The organism is Agromyces protaetiae, assembly GCF_004135405.1.
GTDB classification, from domain to species: Bacteria; Actinomycetota; Actinomycetes; order Actinomycetales; family Microbacteriaceae; genus Agromyces; species Agromyces protaetiae.
This window is the reverse complement of record NZ_CP035491.1, coordinates 1,784,738-1,805,195: the sequence shown is the minus strand read 5'-3', so window position 1 is coordinate 1,805,195 and position 20,458 is coordinate 1,784,738. Positions and strand designations below refer to the sequence as shown.

The window sequence follows — 20,458 nt, the reverse complement described above, 5'->3', positions numbered from 1 at the left end:
ACATCAATCTAAGATGCTCGCGTCCACTATGTAGTTCTCAACAGACGGCCAGAACCCCCACCCCCACCAGCATGAAGCCGGCTTTCGTGAAGGCCTGCGAAGTCCAAACCCACCACCCGCAGGAATCTTCATCCCCACCCGGTGGCGGCGCCCGGTCCCTCAGGACCCAACAGCGTGCACGCACCCAACCCGCCGGCCCCCACCGTTCCAACCGGCGAACCGGCGTACTAGACGAAAACCCTTGGCTTGGATGCCTATGTCAATGTTCCACCCATGAGCACCCAGCGAAACACGAACGGTTTCGATCTGGGACTCCTGGAACCAGCAAACCTGGTCCAGTGCTCCTTAGAAAGGAGGTGATCCAGCCGCACCTTCCGGTACGGCTACCTTGTTACGACTTAGTCCTAATCACCGATCCCACCTTCGACGGCTCCCTCCACAAGGGTTAGGCCACCGGCTTCGGGTGTTACCGACTTTCATGACTTGACGGGCGGTGTGTACAAGGCCCGGGAACGTATTCACCGCAGCGTTGCTGATCTGCGATTACTAGCGACTCCGACTTCATGAGGTCGAGTTGCAGACCTCAATCCGAACTGAGACCGGCTTTTTGGGATTCGCTCCGCCTTACGACATCGCAGCCCTTTGTACCGGCCATTGTAGCATGCGTGAAGCCCAAGACATAAGGGGCATGATGATTTGACGTCATCCCCACCTTCCTCCGAGTTGACCCCGGCAGTCTCACATGAGTCCCCACCATAACGTGCTGGCAACATGCGACGAGGGTTGCGCTCGTTGCGGGACTTAACCCAACATCTCACGACACGAGCTGACGACAACCATGCACCACCTGTAACCGAGTGTCCAAAGAGTTGACCATTTCTGGCCCGTTCTCGGTCATGTCAAGCCTTGGTAAGGTTCTTCGCGTTGCATCGAATTAATCCGCATGCTCCGCCGCTTGTGCGGGCCCCCGTCAATTCCTTTGAGTTTTAGCCTTGCGGCCGTACTCCCCAGGCGGGGCGCTTAATGCGTTAGCTACGACACGGAAACCGTGGAAAGGTCCCCACATCTAGCGCCCAACGTTTACGGCGTGGACTACCAGGGTATCTAATCCTGTTCGCTCCCCACGCTTTCGCTCCTCAGCGTCAGTAAGTGCCCAGAGACCTGCCTTCGCCATCGGTGTTCCTCCTGATATCTGCGCATTCCACCGCTACACCAGGAATTCCAGTCTCCCCTACACCACTCAAGTCTGCCCGTACCCACTGCAGGCTAGAGGTTGAGCCTCTAGATTTCACAGCAGACGCGACAAACCGCCTACGAGCTCTTTACGCCCAATAATTCCGGACAACGCTCGGACCCTACGTATTACCGCGGCTGCTGGCACGTAGTTAGCCGGTCCTTTTTCTGCAAGTACCGTCACCCCAAAGGGCTTCTTCCTTACTAAAAGCGGTTTACAACCCGAAGGCCGTCATCCCGCACGCGGCGTTGCTGCATCAGGCTTTCGCCCATTGTGCAATATTCCCCACTGCTGCCTCCCGTAGGAGTCTGGGCCGTGTCTCAGTCCCAGTGTGGCCGGTCACCCTCTCAGGCCGGCTACCCGTCGACGCCTTGGTGAGCCATTACCTCACCAACAAGCTGATAGGCCGCGAGTCCATCCCAAACCGAAAAACTTTCCACCAAGAATCATGCGATCCAAGGTCCTATCCGGTATTAGCTCCGATTTCTCGGGGTTATCCCAGAGTCCAGGGCAGGTTACTCACGTGTTACTCACCCGTTCGCCACTAATCCCCAGGAGCAAGCTCCCAGTTCATCGTTCGACTTGCATGTGTTAAGCACGCCGCCAGCGTTCGTCCTGAGCCAGGATCAAACTCTCCAAAAAAAAAGATTCCCAACCAACCCAAAAAAGCCGGCCGAGGAGTTTGATCTCTGACAGAAAAAACAACTGACTCCAAAGAATCAAAATTGTCCATCAATCAAAGGAATCCCACCCGGCAAAACCGGGTCGGGGTTCAAAAAATTGGCATTGAACATAGTGCACGCTGTTGAGTTCTCAAGAAACGGACGCACCGGGGTTTCAATCTCTCGACCTGCCCCAGGGCAACCTGTCTACCATACCACCTCAGGGCCGATGTCGGGAACCGAAGTTCCGACTTCAAAGCCGACTCGCAGTTATTCCGAGAAGCGAATCATCGACTCTCGACTGGAGGAGGTGGGGTATTCATCTTAGGCTTGAAATCACCGAGTCGCAAATGCGCCTTCGAGGTTATTTGGCTAAGACTTTCACCGTTCGGCCCGGTTCAGCTTCTCGCTTTCTTCCGGCCCGCCGCGGCTACATGGAATAACTTACGCAGCACTCCCCCGCTTCGCCAAATCGAGCGTGCAGCCTCGGCGTGTCGCGCGGCGCGCGCGGCCTCGGCCGGCACGCGGACGCCCAGGTCAGCGGCCGATTCGCACCTGACACGCCCGGGGGCGGCGTCGGTCGCTCGGCGCGCACCCCGAGGCATCCGACCACGGCAACGCCGGGTGACCGCAGTCGCTCAATCGAACGAATCGGGGTGGGTGCTCACGCGACCCTCGCGCTCGAGATCGGTGATCGCCTGCATCTCCGCCTCGTCGAGCGTGAAGTCGAAGACGTCGAAGTTCTCGGCCATGCGCTCGCGGCGGTTGGACTTCGGGAAGACGATGTGCCCGCGCTGGAGGTGCCAGCGGATGACGACCTGCGCCGGGGTCTTGTCGTGCGCGGCAGCCGGTGCCGCGATCTCGGGCAAGTCGAAGAGCGGGTACTTGCCCTGCCCGAGCGGCCCCCACGCCTCGATGCGGATGCCGTGCTCTGCAGCGAAGGCCGCGGTCGCAGGCTGCTGGTGGGCGGGGTGCAACTCGATCTGGTCGACGGCAGGCACGACATCGGTCTCGTCGATCACGCGCTGCAAGTGGTGGGCGAGGAAGTTCGAGACGCCGATCGAGCGCACGCGCCCGCTGTCGCGGAGCTGCTCGAACGCGCGCCATGTCTCGACGTACCGGTCTTGCGCGGGTGCCGGCCAGTGGATCAGGTAGAGGTCGAGGTAGTCGAGCCCGAGCCGATCGAGACTGCGTTCGAACGCGTCGAACACCGAGTCGGTGCCCTGATCGTCGTTCCAGAGCTTCGTCGTGACGAAGAGCTCTTCGCGCCGGACTCCCGAGTCGGCGAGCGCCTTCCCGACTCCAGCCTCGTTGCCGTAGATGCGCGCCGTGTCGATGTGGCGGTAGCCGACCTCGAGCGCGTCGGTCACGATCCGCTCGGTCTCCTTCGGGTCGACCTTGAAGACTCCGAACCCGAGCTGGGGGATCGAGTGTCCGTCGTTCAATTGGATGCGGGGCACCGGAGAATCCGTCATGCGTCCATCCCAGCACCACCCCGAGGCATCCGATAGCCCGTTCGCCGTGCGCGGACGCGCGCCGTCATACGATAGAGGGCTATGTCTCCGACGGTCCCCGTGATCACCTACCCGCCCGAACTGCCGGTCTCCGCGCAGCGGGACGAGATCGCGCGCGCCCTGCGCGACCACCAGGTCGTCATCGTCGCGGGCGCGACCGGATCGGGCAAGACGACGCAGTTGCCCAAGATCTGCCTCGAACTCGGGCGCACGTCGATCGCGCACACGCAGCCCCGGCGCATCGCGGCGCGCACGATCGCCGAGCGCATCTCGGAAGAGCTGCACGTCGAACTCGGCGATCTCGTCGGCTACCAGGTGCGCTTCACCGACCAGGTGAGCGACAAGACGCAGATCAAGGTCATGACCGACGGCATCCTGCTGAACGAGATCCACCGCGACCGCGAGTTGCGCAAGTACGACACGATCATCATCGACGAGGCACACGAGCGCAGCCTCAACATCGACTTCCTGCTCGGGTACCTGAAGCGCCTCCTCCCCCGACGCCCAGATCTCAAAGTCGTCGTCACGAGCGCGACGATCGACCCCGAGAGCTTCGCCAAGCATTTCGCGGATGCCTCCGGGGAGCCAGCTCCCGTCATCGAGGTCTCCGGTCGCACCTACCCCGTCGAGGTGCGGTACCGGCCCCTCGTCGCCGAGAACGGCGCAGGCTCGGGCGGCGCAGGCGAAGACAGCGACGACGACGACGCCGCGGCCGACGACAAGGACGTGCAGCGGGGCATCCTCGCCGCGCTCGACGAACTCGAGCGCGAGTCATCCGGCGACGTCCTCGTCTTCCTCTCGGGCGAGGGCGAGATCCGCGACGCCGAGCAGGCGGTGCGCGCGCATACGACGAAGCGCGGTGCGGCGGGCATCACCGAGGTGCTGCCGCTGTACGGCCGGCTTTCGGCAGCCGACCAGCACAAAGTGTTCGAGCCGTCGAAGGTCGCCGGCCTCAAGCGGCGCATCGTGCTCGCGACGAACGTCGCCGAGACGAGCCTCACGGTGCCCGGCATCCGGTACGTCGTCGACGCGGGCACAGCACGCATCAGCCGCTACTCGGTGCGTTCGAAGGTGCAGCGGCTGCCCATCGAGGCGATCTCGCAGGCGTCGGCGAACCAGCGCTCGGGGCGCTCTGGTCGCACGAGCGACGGCATCGCGATCCGCCTCTACTCCGAAGAGGACTTCGAGCGCCGGCCAGAGTTCACCGACCCCGAGATCCTGCGCACGAACCTCGCGGCCGTCATCCTGCAGATGGCGTCGCTCGGGCTCGGGCAGATCGAGGAGTTCCCCTTCTTGACACCGCCCGATTCGCGCGGCATCCGCGACGGACTCGACCTGCTGCGCGAACTCGGCGCGCTCGAGGCATCCGACGACGACGGCCGCGGGCCGCGACTCACGCAGGTGGGGCGACAGCTCTCGCGGCTGCCGATCGAGCCGCGCTTCGCGCGTATGGTGCTCGAGTCGAAGGCACAGGGCGTGAGCCGCGACGTGCTCGCGATCGTCGCGGGGCTCACGGTGCAAGACCCGCGTGAGCGTCCCCTCGAACGGCGCGAGCAGGCGGATGCCTCGCATGCGCGCTTCACCGACCCGACCAGCGACTTCCTGACCCTTCTGAACCTCTGGAACCACCTCGAGGCCCAGCAGCGCGAGCTGTCGGGGAGCGCGTTCCGACGGCTCTGCAAGAGCGAGTACCTCAACTACTTGCGCGTCCGGGAGTGGCAAGACCTCTACCGCCAGCTCGTGCGGCTCGCGAAGCCGCTCGGGCTCCACGTCGCCAAAGAGCCCGGCGCGCCGAACCCCGACGGCATCCACCGCGCGCTGCTCGCCGGGCTGTTGTCGCACATCGGCCTGCGCGACGACGCGAAGACCGGCTCGGGGCGCGGTGGGGCAGGCAACGCGCGCGAGGCCGAGCGCAAGGGCCGCCGCCAGGCCGCCGAGTTCCTCGGCGCGCGCGGCACGCGATTCGTCGTGTTCCCCGGATCGGCGCTCGCGAAGAAGCCGCCGCAGGCGATCATGAGCGCCGAACTCGTCGAGACGAGCCGGCTGTTCGCGCGCATGAATGCGGCGATCGACCCCGCGTGGGCCGAGCCGCTCGCCGGATCGCTCGCGAAGCGCACGTGGTCGGAGCCGCGGTGGGAGCGCCGGCAGGGCGCGGCCGTCGCCGACGAGAAGGTCACCCTGTTCGGCGTGCCGATCGTGCCGAAGCGGCGCATCCAGCTCGCGCGCATCGACCGCGCGCTCGCGCGTGAGTTCTTCGTGCGGCACGCGCTCGTCGAAGAGGACTGGGACTGGGGTCGCCTCGACAAGCGCGTCTACGGATTCGTGCGGAAGAACCGCGAACTCCGCCGGTCGCTCGGCGAGCTCGAGGAGCGCACGCGTCGGCGTGACATCCTGTCTGGCGACGAAGCCGTCTTCGCGTTCTACGACGCGCGCGTGGATGCCGCAGCGACCGATTCGCGCGCGTTCGAGCGCTGGTGGCGCGGGGCGTTCCGCGAGGCGCCCGACCTGCTCACTATGGTGCGCGCCGACCTCGTCGACGATGACGGCGACGGCCGCGGTGACGGCTTCCCCGACCGCTGGAAGCAGGGCGATCAGACGCTCAAGCTCGCCTACCGGTTCGAGCCCGGTACCGACGACGACGGCGTGACCGTCATCGTTCCACTCGTGCTGCTGCCCCGGCTCGACGCCACGGGCTTCGACTGGCAGGTGCCGGGACTCCGCGACGAACTCGTGACCGCGATGCTGCGGACGCTGCCGAAGGTGCTGCGCCGCCAGGTCGTGCCCGCCGCCGACTGGGCCGCGAAGATCTCCGACGAACTGCCCGCCGGGCCCGAGTCGGGCGCGACGCGCGACCCGTTCGCGGCCGTCGTCGGGCGGACCATCCGAAAGCTCACCTTCGCGCCCGTCGACCCGAGCGACTTCGACCTCGAGCGCGTGCCGCCGCACCTGCGCGTCACGTTCCGCGCGGTCGACGAGCGCGGGCGCGCGGTCGGCAGCGACAAGAGCCTCGCGGCGCTGCAGGCGCGGCTCGCCGAGCGCGCGGGGCAGGCGGTCGCGCGCACGTTCGGCGGGGCGGATGCCTCGAGTGCGCGCCGTGGGAGCGCCACTGCGACGACAGGCCCGACCGATGTCGCCGCGGCGAGCGCGAGCGTGCCGGCCGGTCCCGCACTCGCGGAGAAGACGGGGATCACAACGTGGGAGTGGGACCGGCTGCCTGCGCACGTCGACACTCGGCAGGCCGGCAACGTCATCCGCGCGTACCCGGCGCTCGTCGACGACGGCGGCACGCCAGGGTCGGTGTCGCTCAGGCTGCTCGCCACGGCGGAGGAGCGCGATCGGGCGTCGCGCCGAGGCATCCGTCGTCTGCTCGTGCTCGCGACGCCGTCGCCCGTCGCCTACGTGCAGGAGCACCTCTCGAACGACGAGAAGCTGCGGCTCGCGCAGAGTGCCTACTCGGGCCCGCGTGCGCTCCTCGACGACTGCCTCGCGGCGATCGTCGACGCAGAGCTGCGGGCGAGGCATCCCGACGGTCTCATCTGGACGCGCGCGGAGTTCGACGCCGTCCGCGACGCCGTCGGCGCGGCCGTCATGGACCGCATGTTCGACACCGTCGCGCTCGTCGCCCGCATCTTGAAAGCCGCCCGCGAAGCCGACCAGGCGATCTCGAAGGCCGCGAGCCTCACGCTCATGTCGCCGCTCGCCGATGCGCGCGCCCAACTCGAGGCACTTGTGCCCGCGGGATTCGTGTCGGCGACGGGCCTCGAACGCCTCCGGCACTTGCCGCGCTACCTCGAGGGCATCACGATGCGCGTGAAGAAGCTGCAGGCCGATCCCGGCCGCGACCGGCGGTTCATGACCGAGTACGAAGACGCGGCGAAGGTCTTCGAGGCCGAGGGCGGGCGCATCCCGCTGCCGGCGGGCACGGACCCGGTCGCCGACGAACGCCTCGTGCGCGTGCGGTGGATGCTCGAAGAGCTGCGCATCGCGCTCTTCGCGCAAGAGCTGCGCGCGGCCGAGTCGGTGTCGGTGCAGCGCATCCGCAAGGCACTCGCGGGCTGAGGAGCGACGCTGCGCGTCAGGCTTCGGATGTCTCGGGGCCTGCGCCGACCGCCGCGAAGCGCGCGGCGTAGCCGGGCTCGAGCTCGGCGAACCGGCGGCCGAACCGCTCGCGGTCCTTGGCTGCGCCCGGATCGGCGAGATGCCACGCGAGGCTTTCGAGGTAGGTGTGCCAGCCGGGACCGTAGTCGAGTCGCGTGACGTGCTCGTGCCGGAGGCTGAGGCGCGTGCCGGCGCCATAGGGTTCGAGCGTCACCGTCAGGAGTGTCGGCTGCTCGCCGACGACCTGCCACGTCGTCGTGAAGGTGCGCGGCGCATCGCACGCCGTGACCTCGCCGTCGCAGTAGAGCTCGCCGTCGACCGTGAGCGCCTGCCAGCGCCCGCCGAGGCGGAGGTCGCCGCGGTAGGTCGCCATGAATCGGGCGAGCCGCTCGGGCGTCGTGATCGCGTGCCACAGGTCGGCGGGGTCGGTCGCGTAGACCTCGTCGAGTTCGAGGAGGAAGCCGAGGCCGCCGTCGGCGCTCGGGGTGATGGTGCTCGAGACGGTCATGGGGTGCTCCTGTCGTTCTCGCCGCGACGCATGCGGCGGCCGCGGGCGACTTCGGTGTGCAAGGCGGCGAGCGCGCCCGTCCACCGGGCGCGGTAGCGGTCGAGCAGGTCGGATGCCTCGTCGACGCCCGTGGGATCGAGCGCGTACAGGCGCCTGGCGCCGTCGGGCCGGACGGTCGCGAACCCCGTCTCGCGGAGGATTCGGAGTTGCCGCGAGACGGCGGGCTGCGTGATGCCGAACTCGCCGCCGACGATGTCGACGACGTCGCCCGCCGAAGCCTCGCCGCTCGCGAGGATCTCGAGGATGCGGCGGCGGACGGGGTCTCCGAGGACGTCGAACGCGTGCACGGAGACATCCTATAACTTTGCGATTATATATGTCGAGAACTATGGGCCTGCAGGACCTTGCGTGCACGCTCGTTCACCGTGCAGAAAGGTCGCGCTCGATAGGCTTGCCGAGTGGGGAGCTACTCGGAACTGCTGAAGGTGCCCGGAGTCGCGCGCATCATCGTGGCCCAGCTCACCGCGCGATTCCCGTCGGGCATGCTCTCGCTCGCGTTCCTCCTGCACGTCGAACGGCAGACCGGGTCGTTCGGGATCGCGGGACTCGTGCTCGCCGCGACCTCGCTCGGCCAGGCGATCGCCGGGCCGCTCACGAGCCGGCTCATGGGCCGATTCGGCATGCGGCCCGTGCTCATCACGACCCTCGGCGTGTGCGCGAGCGCCGTCGTCGCGATCGCGCTCATCCCGCCAGTGCTCCCGCTCTACCTCGTGCTCGGCCTCGTCGCGGGCCTCGCGACCCCGCCCGTGCAGCCCGCCGTGCGCACGATCTACCCGAAGATGGTGAACTCGCGGCAGCTCACCCCGCTGTTCTCGCTCGACGCGTCGGCGCAGGAGATCATCTGGGTCGTCGGCCCCGTCGTCACGACCTTCATCTCGACGCAGATCGGCACCGTGTGGGGCATCCTCTTCGCCGCCGTCATGATGGTCGCGGGCGGGGCCTGGTTCATCTCCTCCCCCGAGCTCGGGCGCGTGCGCATCCCGCGCTCGAAGCGCAAGTTCGGCGTCGTGCTCACGCGACCCGCCGTGCTGCTCGCGACCGTCGTGGGATTCCTCCTCATCGGCGCGTGCGCCGCGATCGAGGCCGGCGTCGTCGCCGTCTTCGGGCACGGCGGCCCGCAGGCCGGCATCGTGCTCGCGATCTTCTCGGTCGGGAGCCTCGCGGGCGGCCTCTTCCTCGGGCACACGCCCATCGGGCCGTGGTCGACCGCGCGGCGCATGTTCATCGTGTTCTTCGGCACGGCGCTCGCCGCGTTCGCGATGGACTTCTGGTGGCTCGCCGTCACGCTCTTCATCGCGGGCATCGGCATCGCGCCCGCGCTCGCAGTGCTGTTCGCGATCGTGTCGGCGAGCGTCAAGTTCTCGGACACGGCCGAGGCGTACGGGTGGGTCGGCACCGGGCAGCTCATCGGAGCAGCCCTCGGATCGGCCCTCGCCGGATTCCTCATCGACGGCAACGGCGCGGTCGGGGCGTTCTGGGCTGCGGGCGTGCTCGCGGCGCTCGGCGTCGCCGCCGCCGCGATCGGCAAGCCGTGGCATCCCGACCTCCGCGGGCGTGACGCGAGCCCCATCCCCGACACCGAACCCGTCGCCGTCACGCCGAGCTGACTTCAGGAGTCCCCATGCACCCCGCGCCCCTCCTCTCCCTCTCCGACGGCAACGCCATCCCGCAACTCGGCTACGGCCTCTACAAGGTGCCCGCCGAAGACGCTCGCCGACTCTCGCTCGACGCCATCGACGCGGGCTACCGCCACCTCGACACGGCCGCGTTCTACGAGAACGAGCGCGAGGTCGGCGAGGCCGTGCGCGACGCGCCCGTGCCGCGCGACGAGCTCTTCATCACGAGCAAGGTGTGGAAGGACGACAACGGGTACGACTCGGCGCTCCGCGCGTTCGACCGGTCGATGTCGAAGCTCGGGCTCGACGTCGTCGACCTCTACCTCATCCACTGGCCGGTGCCCTCGACCGACCTCTACGTCGACACGTGGCGGGCCCTCATCCGGGCGCAACAAGAAGGGCGGGCACGGTCGATCGGCGTCTCGAACTTCCACCCGCACCACATCGACCGGCTCATCGCCGAGACGGGCGTCGCGCCAGTCGTCGACCAGGTCGAGCTCCACCCGTGGCTGCCGCAGCGCGAGCTGCGCGAGTACGGTGCGGCACGGGACATCCGGATCGAAGCCTGGTCGCCGCTCGCGCGCGGCCGTGTGCTCGGCGACGCGACGCTCGACCGCCTCGCCGCGAAGCACGAGCGGACGCCCGCGCAGATCGTGCTGCGCTGGCACATCCAGCTCGGCAACGTCGTGATCCCGAAGGCGTCGTCGCGGGCACGCATCGAGGAGAACCTCGACGTGTTCGGGTTCGCGCTCGACGCCGACGACCTCGCCGCGATCGCGGCCCTCGAGACGGGCGAGCGCACGGGGCGCGACCCCGACTTCGACTGAGGCGGTCGGCGCCCACACGCGAGTCCGAACGCGTGGCTCGCGCGGTTCGTTGGGGCCGTTCGGCGACTCTCAGCGAGCTGCAATCCGATCGTGACCCGACTCCCAGTCGGCGCCCAGACATGGGGTTCGACCGCGCCAATACGCTGACGCCATGTCCAGTCGAACGCCTCGCTCCATCGCCGCGGCGGGCCTGCTCGCCGCCGTCCTCCTGCTCGCCGGATGCTCGGCATCGGGCGGCAGCACCGCCTCCTACGACGTTCCGGCGCAGCCGGCGCCCGGCCAGGGCGAGTCGTTCGCCGAAGACGGCTCGACTCCCGGCGGCGCCGCCGACTCCGCAGGCGGTTCGGGCAATGCCTCGTCGAGCGTGCGCGAGCGCAGCGTCGTCACGACGGGCTGGGTGCGGCTGACGGTCGAGAACCCGGTGGATGCCTCGGCCGAGACCGTGCGGATCGTCGACCGCGTCGGCGGGCGCGTCGACCACCGTGAGGAGACGCCCGGCACCGACTTCCAGTCGGCGCGCGCGTCGCTCACCCTGCGCATTCCCTCCGACGACCTCGACGGCGTCATCGAGCAGCTCCGCGAGCTGGGCCGGGTCGACTCGATCCAGCAGGACGCGACGGACGTCACGGCGCAGCGCACCGATCTCGACGCCCGCGTCGAGGCGCTCGCGAAATCGGTCAACCGGCTCGAAGCCCTGCTCGCGGGCGCGACGTCGACCGAAGACCTCATCACGATCGAGTCCGAGATCACGACGCGTCAGGCCGAGCTCGACAGCCTCACGCAGCAGCGCGACCTCCTCGTCGACCAGGTCGACTTCTCCACCCTCTCGGTCGAGTTCGTCACCGAGGAGGCCGCGCCCGAGCCGAAGCCCGCCGACTTCTGGAGCGGACTCACGTCGGGATGGAACGCCCTCATGACCTTCTTCGCGGGGCTCGCCGTCGTGCTCGGCGTGCTCCTGCCGTGGATCGGGCTCCTCGCCGTCGTCGGGGCGATCGTGCTCGCGATCGTGTTGGGGGTGCGGAGTGCGGGTCGGCGGCGGGCGACGGAGTCGGATGCCTCGGGGTCGGACGTGCCCCGGGCGTAGGCTGGCGCCGTGGGAACCGAGACGACGACGCTGTTGGACGACGACCTCCTCGAACGCATCCGCGCGCGTGCCGCGAGGTACGACGAACGCAACGAGTTCTTCGCCGAAGACCTCGAAGACCTGAAGGCGGCGGGGTACCTCACGGCGCTCGTGCCGACCGAGTTCGGCGGTCTCGGGTGGTCACTCGACGACGCCGTGCGGTCGCAGATCAGGCTTGCGGGCGCGGCGCCCGCGACGGCGCTCGCCGTCAACATGCACCTCGTGTGGACGGGCGTCGCCAAGGTGCTGCGCGACCGCGGCGACGACACGCTCGAATTCCTGCAGCGCGAGGCCGGGGCCGGCGAGGTGTTCGGCTTCGGCATCAGCGAGGCCGGCAACGACCTCATGCTGTTCGGGTCGCGCACGGTCGCCGACCCGCAGGACGGCGGCGGCTACCGGTACACGGGCCGCAAGATCTTCACGTCGCTCTCGCCCGCGTGGACGCGCCTCGGCACGATGGGCCTCGACACGGCGTCTGCCGACGCCCCGAAGATCGTCTACGGGTTCGTGGATCGCGAGGACCCCGACATCCGGATCCTCGACGACTGGGACACGCTCGGCATGCGCGCGAGCCAGAGCCGCACGACCATCCTCGACGGCGCGTTCGCGCCCGCCGACCGCATCGTGCGCCGCCTCGACCCCGGCCCCAACGCCGACCCCTTCATCTTCGGCATCTTCGCGTGCTTCGAGCTCTTCTTGGCGGCGGTGTACACCGGAATCGGCGAGCGCGCGCTCGAACTCGCGGTCGCCGCCGCGAAGCGGCGCACGTCGCTCAAGAACGACGGCAAGCCGCTTTCGGATGACCCGGACATCCGCTGGCGGATCGCCGACGCCGCGCTCGCCCACGACGCGATCGAGCCGCAGCTCGTCGCGCTCGCGCGCGACGTCGACACCCTCGCCGATCACGGCCGCTTCTGGTTCGCCAAGCTCTCGGGCGCGAAAGTGCGCGCGACCGAGACCGCGAAGCACGTCGTCGACCAGGCCGTGCGCGTCGCGGGCGGATCGAGCTACTTCGCGGGCAACGAGCTCGGGCGGCTCTATCGCGACGTGCTCGCGGGTGTCTTCCACCCCTCCGACGACGAGTCGGCGCACTCGACCATCGCGAACGCGTGGATCGGGCCGGTTTCGGGGTGACCGGTCCCGGATAGACTGGCGTCACCGCACCGACGCGCCCCACTTGGAGGATCAGCTCTCATGAACGGCATCATCTTCATCGTCACGATGGCGATCTTCCTGTTCGGCATGTGGCTCATGGGCACCGCGCCGGGCGTCGCAGGCGCCGAGCCGTTCCTCTTCTTCGGCGGCATCCTGTGCATCGCGATCGCGGTCGCGATCCCCGTGAACGTGCTCGGCCGCGGCCAGAGCGCCTGACCCGGTGGCGCTTCCCAGCGTCGGCACGCGCGTCACCTACCCGGCCGGCGACCTCATCGCGCGTGCGCGCGTGCTGCATGTCGAGCCCGTCGCGACCGACGACGGCGAACGACTCGCCGTGCTCCTCGACACGACGAGCATCCATCCGGTCGACGCCGGCTGGCCCGATCAGCCCGCCGACGCGGGCGTGATCACGGTCATCGACGGCGCCGCACTGACAGTGCTCGACGCGATCGTCGCCGCGACCGACGGCGAGACCCTGCACCTCGGCCGAGACATCCCGGTGCGCAAGGGCACCGAGGGGTGGGCGTTCGTCGTCGCGCACCTCGTCGACGCGGGCTCGGCGATCGCAGAAGGCGACGAAGTCGAAACGAGAGCGGATGCCTTGCTGCGCGCATCCCTCTCGCGCGGCCACACGGCCTGCCACCTCGCCTCCCTCGCGCTCAACCGTGCGCTCGCGGATCGCTGGACGAAAGACCCCAGACGCGACCCGCTCGGCTCCCCCGACTTCGACGCCGCCGCGATCGCGTCGTCTCGCATCGAGCCGAACGGCTCGGTCGACCGGTACCGCCTCAACAAGTCGCTGCGGCGGGCCGGGTTCGACGCGACGGTCTTCACCGGAGAATACGGCGCCGACGAGCTGCGTGCCGCCGAGGCATCCATCGACGACACCCTCGCGACCTGGATCGCCGGAGGCGGAGACATCCGCATCGAACGCGACGGCGACCTCCTGACCGACCGGCGGCAGTGGGCCGCCGACCTCGAAGGCGGCACCGCGCGCCTCTTCTGCGGCGGCACCCACGCGACCTCGCTCGCCGACCTCGGCGACGTGCGAGTGCGCCTCGAACTCGTCGACGACGACGGCACGCCGACCCTCGTCATGACGACGCGCGCCCACGCTCCGAGCTGAACGGGCAGTGAACCCGCCCAACGGGGTTAGCATGTCGGGCGTGGGAATTCGCATCGAGAAGGTCGATCTGCCCGGGATCGGCATTCGTCACGACCTGGTCACCGAGGCCGGCCGACGCATCAGCGTCGTGTCGCACCGCGACGGCGAGCGCGACCTCGGAGTCTTCGACGCCGACGATCCCGACGCCTGCCGCGACACCATCCAACTGAACGACGACGAAGCAGCCGCGCTCGCAGACGTGCTCGGCGCCTCTGTCATGCTCTCGCGCCTCACGAGTCTCTCCGACGAGACCGCGGGCCTCTACACCGAGCAGATCGCGCTGCCGACCGACTCGCCGTTTCTCAACCGCACCCTCGGCGACACCAAGGCTCGCACGCGCACGCACGCGTCGATCGTCGCCATCGTCCGCGACGGGGTGGTCATCCCGTCCCCGACACCCGCAGAAGCCCTGCGTGCCGGAGACCTCATCGTCGTGGTCGGCACCCGGGAAGGACTCGACGGAGTCTCACGGCTCCTCGCCAACGGTCCCGATTGATCGGGGCCGCGCATGCACGAGACCACGCTGCTCCTCATCGAAGCCGGCGCGCTGCTCCTCGGCATGGGTCTTCTGGGGCGCCTCGCGAACGTCATCGGCATCTCGCCGGTGCCGTTCTACCTCGTGCTCGGACTCGCCTTCGGCAAGGGCGGGATCTTCCCGCTCGACGCGAGTGAGGAGTTCTTCCAGACGGGCTCCGAGATCGGCGTCATCCTGCTGCTCGCGCTCCTCGGACTCGAGTACACGGCGACCGAGCTGTTCGAGAGCCTCCGCACGTCTCGGAAGTCGGGCATCGTCGACGCCCTCCTGAACGCCATACCGGGTGCCGCCCTCGCACTGTTGCTCGGCTGGGGGCCGGTCGCGGCGCTCGCCCTCGCGGGCGTCACGTGGGTGTCGTCGTCGGGAGTCATCGCGAAGCTCCTCCGCGACCTCGGGCGTCTGTCGAACCGTGAGACGCCGGGCATCCTGGCCGTGCTCGTCATCGAGGACCTCGCGATGGCGTTCTATCTGCCGATCCTCTCGGCCGTCGTCGTGGGCGTGAGCCTCGTGCAGGGGCCGTCTCGGTCGCCGTGGCCGTCGCGGTCGTCACGATCATCCTCTTCGTCGCGCTGCGATACGGGCACTTCGTGTCGAAGCTCTTCCCGGCCGAGCAGTACGAGCCGCTGCTGCTCGGAGTGCTCGGTCTCACGATGCTCGTCGCGGGCATCGCCGCGCAGGTCGGCGTCTCGGCGGCCGTCGGCGCCTTCCTCGTCGGCATCGCCCTCTCAGGCCGCGTCGCCGAGAACGCGAGCCAGGTCCTCACGCCCCTCCGCGACCTGTTCGCGGCGATCTTCTTCGTGTTCTTCGGCCTCACGACCGATTCGAACGCGCTGTGGTCGATGCTGCTGCCCGCCATCGGCCTCGCGATCGTGACGATCGGCACGAAGCTTCTGACGGGCATCTACACGGCGCGGCGCGCGGGCGTCGGCACGCTCGGCCAGTGGCGCGCCGGTCTCGCGCTCACGCCGCGCGGCGAGTTCTCGATCGTCATCGCAGGTCTCGCCGTCACGGCGGGCGTCACGCGCGACCTCGCGTCGCTCGCGACGGCGTACGTGCTCCTCACGATCGTCGCGGGCACCCTGCTCGTGCGCGTGCCCGATCAGAAATGGTTCCGCGAAGCGGTCAAGCGTCGGCGGGCGAAGACGGCGGGGTAGCCAGCAGCTCGCGAACTCGCGGGACGACCTCGGTGCCGTACCGCTCGATCGTCTCGAGCATGACCTCGTGCGGGAGCGTGCCGTTCGAATACTTGAGGTCGAAGCGCGTCGCGCCGAGCGCCTGCATCGTCGCCGCGATCTTCTGCGCGACCGTCTCGGGCGACCCTGCGTAGAGCGCGCCCTGCGCGGCTTCGGCCTCGAAGTGGTCGCGCGAGGTCGGACCCCACCCGCGCTCACGCCCGATGCGGTCGATCATCGCCTGGTAGTGCGGCCACAGCCGGTCGAGGGCCTCGTCGTCGGTCGCCGCGACGATGCCGGGCGAGTGGACCGCGATGGGCTGCTCGTCGAACCCGAACTGCTCGAGCGCGCGCCGATAGAGGTCGGCGAGCGGGCGGAATCGCGCCGAACTGCCGCCGATGATCGCGAGCACGAGCGGAAGCCCGTAGCGCGCCGCGCGCACGACCGACTCGGGGCTGCCGCCGACGCCCACCCACGTCGTCAGGCGCCCGTGCTCGACGGGCGGGAAGACGAGCTGGTCGGTGAGCGGCGGGCGGAGCGCGCCCGCCCACGTGACCGGCTCCTGCGGCAGCAGCGCCGCGAAGAGTTCGAGCTTCTCCTCGAAGAGCTCCTGGTACTGGCTGAGGTCGAACCCGAAGAGCGGGAACGACTCGATGAACGACCCGCGCCCGAGAATGACCTCGGCACGCCCGTTCGAGAGCCCGTCGAGCGTCGCGAAGCGCTCGAAGACGCGCACGGGGTCGTCGGAGCTCAGCACTGTCACGGCCGAGCCGAGATGGATGCGCTCGGTACGGCTCGCGATCGCCGCGAGCACGACCTCGGGGGCCGAGACGGCGAAGTCGACGCGGTGGTGCTCGCCGACGCCGAAGAAGTCGAGACCCAGCCGATCGGCGAGCACCGCCTGGTCGACGAGGTTGCGCAGCACCTCGGCGTGCGGGAGCGGGTCGCCGCCCGGCCCTCTCGTGATGTCGCCGAAGGTGTCGAGTCCGAACTCGTAGCCGGTCATGCGTTCGAGCCTATTCCCAGCGCGCATACCGCGGCCAGTGAGAGCATGGTCGCGGGGAATGCGTCCGAGGAAGCGGATGTTTCCCATGAACGTGCATGGAATGATGAGCGGCATCGCCGGTCGAGACCCGGGAAGCGAGGCGGAGATGACGGAGCGCGCAGTCGTCGGCATCTTCGGCGCCGGCAAGGTCGGCACCGCGCTCGCGCGACTCCTCCTCGCAGCCGGGCACGAGGTGCTCATCGCGGGTTCGCCCCGCCAGACCGCGCTCGACCTGCTCGTGGGCGTCGTCGCGCCCGGCGCCCGTGTGGTGACGGCAGACGAGCTCGTCGAGGCATCCGACGTCGTCTTCGTCGCCGTGCCGTTCGGCAAGGCCGGAAGCATCCCGTGGAACGCCCTCTCGGGCCGCGTCGTCGTCGACGCCATGAACTACTGGCCGCCCGTCGACGGCAACATCGCCGAGGTCGACGCCGACCCGCGCTCGACGAGCGAGCAGAACGCCGCACGCAACCCCGACGTGCGGCTCGTGAAGAGCTTCAACCACGTCGGCTATCACGAGATGGAAGACGACAGCCTGCCCGCGGGCGATCCGCTCCGCAGCTCGATGGCCGTCGTCGGCGACGACGAGGAGGCGCGCGCGATCGTCGCCCGGCTCATCGACGCGATCGGCTTCGACCCCGTCGACGGCGGCGCGCTCGCGCACGGCCGTGTGCTCGAGCCCGGACATCCGGCCTTCGGTCGCGAGCTCAGCGCAGCCGAGCTCGGCGCACTGCTCACGCCGGCCGCGGCGGTCGCCGCCTGAGCGAGCTGGTGCATTTTGCAACACCGATGCCTTTAGGCTGGTCGCATGAGCCAGCCCGTCGACGTGCGCCCCGGAATCGATGAACGACTCGCGCGGATGATCCGCCTCGAGACCGTCTCCGCAGAACTCGAAACGCGCGGGCTCGCTCCGTTCCACGCGTTCCGCGACCTCGTCTTCGAGCTCTACCCGCACGTCGCCGCCGAACTCGAGTTCGAGCAGATCGGCGACCTCGGCCTGCTGTACCGCTGGCGTGGACGCAGCGACAGCCGGCCGCTGATCCTCATGGCGCACTACGACGTCGTGCCCGCCTACGAGGGCGAGGGGTGGAGCGCCCCGCCGTTCGAAGGCCGCATCGAAGGGGGCATCGTGCGCGGGCGCGGGGCGCTCGACGACAAGGGCTCCCTGCTGATCGTGCTGGAAGCCGTCGAGAACCTGCTCGCGTCGGGGTACACGCCCACGCGTGACATCTACCTCGCCTTCGGCGGCGACGAAGAGAGCCACGGCAAGGCCGGCCGGGCCGTCTCCGACACGCTGCGCGAACGCGGCGTGAAGCCGTGGATGGTCCTCGACGAGGGCGGCGCCGTCGTCGACGCGCCGATGCCGTTCCTCAAGGTGCAGTCGGCCATGGTCGGCCTCGGGGAGAAGGGCGTGGTGACGCTCAAGCTCACGGCCGACAGCGTCGGCGGGCACGCCTCCGCACCGACGGGGCTCACGGCCGCCGCGCGGATCGCGCGCGCCGTCGATCGGCTCGACCCGAACCCGTTCCCGAAGAAGCTGCCGAAGTCGCTCCGCGCGATGCTGCGCGCGTTCGCCCCACGGGCGACGGGCGGCGCGAAGTTCGCGATCAAACTCCTCAGCGCGGCGCCGTGGCTCACGGCGCGCGTGTTCGCCAAGATCCCGGGAGAGCCCGCGGCCCTCATCCACACCACCGTGGCGCCGACGATGCTCGCAGGCGGCACCGCGCACAACGTGCTGCCGGCCGAGGCATCCGCGATCATCAACCTGCGCATCGCGTTCGGCGAGACCGTCGACTCGACCGTGCGTCGAGTGAAGAAGGCGATCAAAGACCCGGCGGTGAGGGTCTCGATCGTCGAAGGCAACGACCCGTCGCCCGAGTCGCCCCTCGACGAACGCTTCGACGCGATCGCGCGCGCCGTCTCGGTCGCGTACCCCGGCACCTTGACCGCGCCGTACCTGCAACTCGGGGCGACCGACTCGCGGTGGTACCACCTGTGGACCGACGGCGTGTACCGCTTCTCGCCGATCACGATGACGGCCGCGCAGCGCGCGTCGATCCACGGACTCGACGAGTGGGTGGAGACCGAATCGCTCCTCGCCGGCGAGCGCTTCCATCGTGAGTTCATCACGGGATTGCCGGAGTGAGACTCGCGGGCAGTAGTGTGTTCGCACCCGATCGGCGCTGACCCGAGCGCCGCCCCCTCCCCAGGAGCACCCCCATGCCACGCACTGACGCGTCCCGCACCGCGGCGACCCGACCCACGGCCTCCCTCCGCCCGATCGCCGCGATCGTCGGATTCCTCGCCTTCGTCGAACTCACGAGCGGCATCCTGCAGGGCTACTACACGCCGATCCTGACCGATATCGCGCGCCACCTCGGCATCCACGACGCCGACGTCAACTGGCTCGAGGGGGCGCAGCTCGCGCTGTCGGCGCTCGTCGTGCCCGCGTTCGCGAAGCTCGGCGACATGATCGGCCACAAGCGGATGCTCCTCGTCTCCACCGCCATCACGGCCGTCGCGGCGCTCATCCTGCCGTTCACGGACTCGTTCGCGCTCTTCCTCGCCGCGTGGGCGCTCATGGGCTTCTACGTCGTGTGGCTACCGCTCGAGATCGCCCTCATCTGGTCGCGGTCGCGCGGTGCCGGGCATGGCGCGGCGACGACGGCGAAGGCCGCGGGCCTCCTCGTCGCGGCGCTCGAGATCGGCGCCATCTCGGGCGCGCTCGCGGGCGGCGCACTCATCGACGCGCTCCCGCTGCAGATCGTGCTCCTCGTGCCTGCGATCGCGGTCGTCGTGTGCTTCTTCGTCATCTGGCTGGGCGTCAAGGAGTCGCCAGAGCTCGCGGGCGGCCGTCTCGACACGATCGGCCTCGTGCTCATCTCGCTCGCGCTCCTCGCGCTCACGGGCGGCCTCAGCTTCCTGCGTCTGAACGGCCCCGCCGACCTCTTGAGCTGGGGCCTCGTCGCGCTCGGCATCCTGCTCGTCGTGCCGTTCGTCAGGTGGGAACTGCGTCACGACGACCCGCTCATCGACGTGCGACTCTTCCGCTCCCCCGCGCTCTGGCCCGTCTTCGTCACGGCCGGCCTCTTCGGCGTGAGCGTGCTCGGCGCGCAGGCGCCGCTCTCGACCTTCGCCCGCACCGACCCCGAGGTCTACGGCTACGGCCTCGGCACGACGGGCTTCACGGCGTCGCTCCTCATCGGCGTCTACCTCATCGCCATGATCACGGGCGCGCTGCTCTACCCGACGATCGCCCGGCTCATCACCCCCCGACTCACGCTCGTGGGAGCGGCGGGACTCGTCTCCCTCGGGTACCTCCTGACCCTGCCGTTCCACAGCTCCTTCTCGCAGGTCATCACGAACATGGTGATCGCCGGCATCGGATCGGGTGCGCTCGTCGCGGCCCTCCCCGCGGCAGCCGCCGCCGCGGCCCCCGCCTCGCAGACGGGCGTCGCGACCGGACTCACGAACTCGGTCAAGACCCTCGGCGGTGCGATCGCCTCGTGCGTGTTCGGCATCGCGCTCCTCAGCCACGCCGCGGGTCAGACCGCGGGCGCCCAAGAGTCGACGGCGGGTTCGCTGGAGGGCTACATGACCGTGTGGATCGTGTGCGGCGTCACCGCGGCGGTCGCGGCCGTGCTCCTCGTGTTCGTGCCCAAGCAGGCGTTCACGGATGCCCCGGTCGCGGCCCCTGCGGTCGCGGACGACGTGCTCGCCTGAGCCGGGGCATCCGGCCGCGCGGAG

The 20,458-nt window shown here is 69.1% G+C and carries 16 protein-coding genes, 1 rRNA gene and 1 pseudogene; 13 read left to right on the top strand and 5 right to left on the bottom strand.

Annotation, left to right across the window (positions count from 1 at the left end; all coding sequences use genetic code 11):
• Positions 1–349 precede the first annotated feature (349 nt).
• Together ET445_RS08440 and ET445_RS08435 are read right to left on the bottom strand one after the other, a co-directional pair.
• Positions 350–1,876: ribosomal RNA gene (locus ET445_RS08440) — 16S ribosomal RNA — on the bottom strand.
• A 658-nt stretch (positions 1,877–2,534) separates the two neighbouring features.
• Positions 2,535–3,371, bottom strand: coding sequence for an aldo/keto reductase (locus ET445_RS08435; RefSeq protein ID WP_129190549.1), 837 nt, complete (start codon positions 3,369–3,371; stop codon positions 2,535–2,537).
• An 81-nt stretch (positions 3,372–3,452) separates the two neighbouring features.
• Here ET445_RS08435 and hrpA point away from each other — a divergent pair, with 81 nt between their 5' ends.
• Positions 3,453–7,469, top strand: a complete 4,017-nt coding sequence (gene hrpA / locus ET445_RS08430; RefSeq protein ID WP_129190546.1) for an ATP-dependent RNA helicase HrpA — start codon at positions 3,453–3,455, stop codon at positions 7,467–7,469.
• A gap of 16 nt (positions 7,470–7,485) precedes the next feature.
• Here the strand turns inward: hrpA and ET445_RS08425 are convergent, their stop codons facing one another.
• Both ET445_RS08425 and ET445_RS08420 read right to left on the bottom strand, forming a co-directional pair.
• Entirely contained in the window at positions 7,486–8,016 is a 531-nt protein-coding gene (locus ET445_RS08425; RefSeq protein WP_129190544.1) for an SRPBCC domain-containing protein, read from the bottom strand.
• On the bottom strand, positions 8,013–8,363 hold the full coding sequence (locus ET445_RS08420; protein WP_129190542.1) for an ArsR/SmtB family transcription factor: 351 nt from the start codon (positions 8,361–8,363) through the stop codon (positions 8,013–8,015). The genes ET445_RS08425 and ET445_RS08420 overlap by 4 nt, the downstream gene beginning before the upstream one ends.
• A 111-nt stretch (positions 8,364–8,474) precedes the next feature.
• Here ET445_RS08420 and ET445_RS08415 point away from each other — a divergent pair, with 111 nt between their 5' ends.
• The 9 genes and pseudogenes from ET445_RS08415 to ET445_RS18265 all read left to right on the top strand — a co-directional run bounded on the left by ET445_RS08415 (position 8,475) and on the right by ET445_RS18265 (position 15,651).
• Complete coding sequence (locus ET445_RS08415) at positions 8,475–9,683, top strand: MFS transporter (RefSeq protein ID WP_129190540.1); 1,209 nt, start codon at positions 8,475–8,477, stop codon at positions 9,681–9,683.
• A 14-nt stretch (positions 9,684–9,697) separates the two neighbouring features.
• Positions 9,698–10,519 carry an aldo/keto reductase gene (locus ET445_RS08410; RefSeq protein ID WP_129190538.1) on the top strand — a complete coding sequence of 274 codons (822 nt, stop codon included), beginning with the start codon at positions 9,698–9,700 and terminating at the stop codon, positions 10,517–10,519.
• A gap of 151 nt (positions 10,520–10,670) precedes the next feature.
• Positions 10,671–11,603 carry a DUF4349 domain-containing protein gene (locus tag ET445_RS08405; protein WP_129190536.1) on the top strand — a complete coding sequence of 311 codons (933 nt, stop codon included), beginning with the start codon at positions 10,671–10,673 and terminating at the stop codon, positions 11,601–11,603.
• Positions 11,604–11,612: 9 nt separating this feature from the next.
• A complete protein-coding gene (locus tag ET445_RS08400) occupies positions 11,613–12,776 on the top strand; it encodes an acyl-CoA dehydrogenase family protein (protein WP_129190534.1) in 1,164 nt (387 codons plus the stop codon).
• Positions 12,777–12,836: 60 nt separating this feature from the next.
• Positions 12,837–13,013, top strand: coding sequence for a hypothetical protein (locus tag ET445_RS17215; RefSeq protein ID WP_165314342.1), 177 nt, complete (start codon positions 12,837–12,839; stop codon positions 13,011–13,013).
• 4 nt (positions 13,014–13,017) lie between these two features.
• Positions 13,018–13,923 carry an alanyl-tRNA editing protein gene (locus ET445_RS08395; RefSeq protein ID WP_129190532.1) on the top strand — a complete coding sequence of 302 codons (906 nt, stop codon included), beginning with the start codon at positions 13,018–13,020 and terminating at the stop codon, positions 13,921–13,923.
• Between the two features lie 40 nt (positions 13,924–13,963).
• Positions 13,964–14,458 (top strand): cation:proton antiporter regulatory subunit, encoded by a 495-nt coding sequence (locus ET445_RS08390; protein ID WP_129190530.1) that lies wholly within the window; start codon positions 13,964–13,966, stop codon positions 14,456–14,458.
• Between the two features lie 12 nt (positions 14,459–14,470).
• Positions 14,471–14,929 (top strand): annotated as a pseudogene (locus tag ET445_RS18270) (cation:proton antiporter domain-containing protein); the annotation flags it as partial.
• A gap of 98 nt (positions 14,930–15,027) precedes the next feature.
• Entirely contained in the window at positions 15,028–15,651 is a 624-nt protein-coding gene (locus ET445_RS18265) for a cation:proton antiporter (protein ID WP_279433499.1), read from the top strand.
• Here the strand turns inward: ET445_RS18265 and ET445_RS08380 are convergent.
• Positions 15,620–16,675, bottom strand: coding sequence for an LLM class flavin-dependent oxidoreductase (locus ET445_RS08380; protein ID WP_129190528.1), 1,056 nt, complete (start codon positions 16,673–16,675; stop codon positions 15,620–15,622). The genes ET445_RS18265 and ET445_RS08380 overlap by 32 nt on opposite strands.
• Positions 16,676–16,820: 145 nt before the next feature.
• Here ET445_RS08380 and ET445_RS08375 point away from each other — a divergent pair, with 145 nt between their 5' ends.
• From ET445_RS08375 to ET445_RS08365, 3 genes are all read left to right on the top strand, one after another.
• Positions 16,821–17,474: an NADPH-dependent F420 reductase gene (locus tag ET445_RS08375; RefSeq protein ID WP_129190526.1), complete on the top strand. Its 654-nt coding sequence runs from the start codon at positions 16,821–16,823 to the stop codon at positions 17,472–17,474.
• Between the two features lie 45 nt (positions 17,475–17,519).
• Positions 17,520–18,857, top strand: a complete 1,338-nt coding sequence (locus tag ET445_RS08370) for a M20/M25/M40 family metallo-hydrolase (RefSeq protein ID WP_129190524.1) — start codon at positions 17,520–17,522, stop codon at positions 18,855–18,857.
• A 74-nt stretch (positions 18,858–18,931) separates the two neighbouring features.
• Entirely contained in the window at positions 18,932–20,434 is a 1,503-nt protein-coding gene (locus tag ET445_RS08365) for an MFS transporter (RefSeq protein ID WP_129190522.1), read from the top strand.
• Positions 20,435–20,458: the final 24 nt, after the last annotated feature.

Bases quoted from the DNA above. Each gene is read 5' to 3' on its own strand.
- ET445_RS08435 (WP_129190549.1), bottom strand. From the start codon at position 3,371: ATGACGGATTCTCCGGTGCCCCGCATCCAATTGAACGACGGACACTCG.
- hrpA (WP_129190546.1), top strand. From the start codon at position 3,453: ATGTCTCCGACGGTCCCCGTGATCACCTACCCGCCCGAACTGCCGGTC.
- ET445_RS08425 (WP_129190544.1), bottom strand. From the start codon at position 8,016: ATGACCGTCTCGAGCACCATCACCCCGAGCGCCGACGGCGGCCTCGGC.
- ET445_RS08410 (WP_129190538.1), top strand. From the start codon at position 9,698: ATGCACCCCGCGCCCCTCCTCTCCCTCTCCGACGGCAACGCCATCCCG.
- ET445_RS08405 (WP_129190536.1), top strand. From the start codon at position 10,671: ATGTCCAGTCGAACGCCTCGCTCCATCGCCGCGGCGGGCCTGCTCGCC.
- ET445_RS17215 (WP_165314342.1), top strand. From the start codon at position 12,837: ATGAACGGCATCATCTTCATCGTCACGATGGCGATCTTCCTGTTCGGC.
- ET445_RS08380 (WP_129190528.1), bottom strand. From the start codon at position 16,675: ATGACCGGCTACGAGTTCGGACTCGACACCTTCGGCGACATCACGAGA.
- ET445_RS08375 (WP_129190526.1), top strand. From the start codon at position 16,821: ATGACGGAGCGCGCAGTCGTCGGCATCTTCGGCGCCGGCAAGGTCGGC.
- ET445_RS08370 (WP_129190524.1), top strand. From the start codon at position 17,520: ATGAGCCAGCCCGTCGACGTGCGCCCCGGAATCGATGAACGACTCGCG.
- ET445_RS08365 (WP_129190522.1), top strand. From the start codon at position 18,932: ATGCCACGCACTGACGCGTCCCGCACCGCGGCGACCCGACCCACGGCC.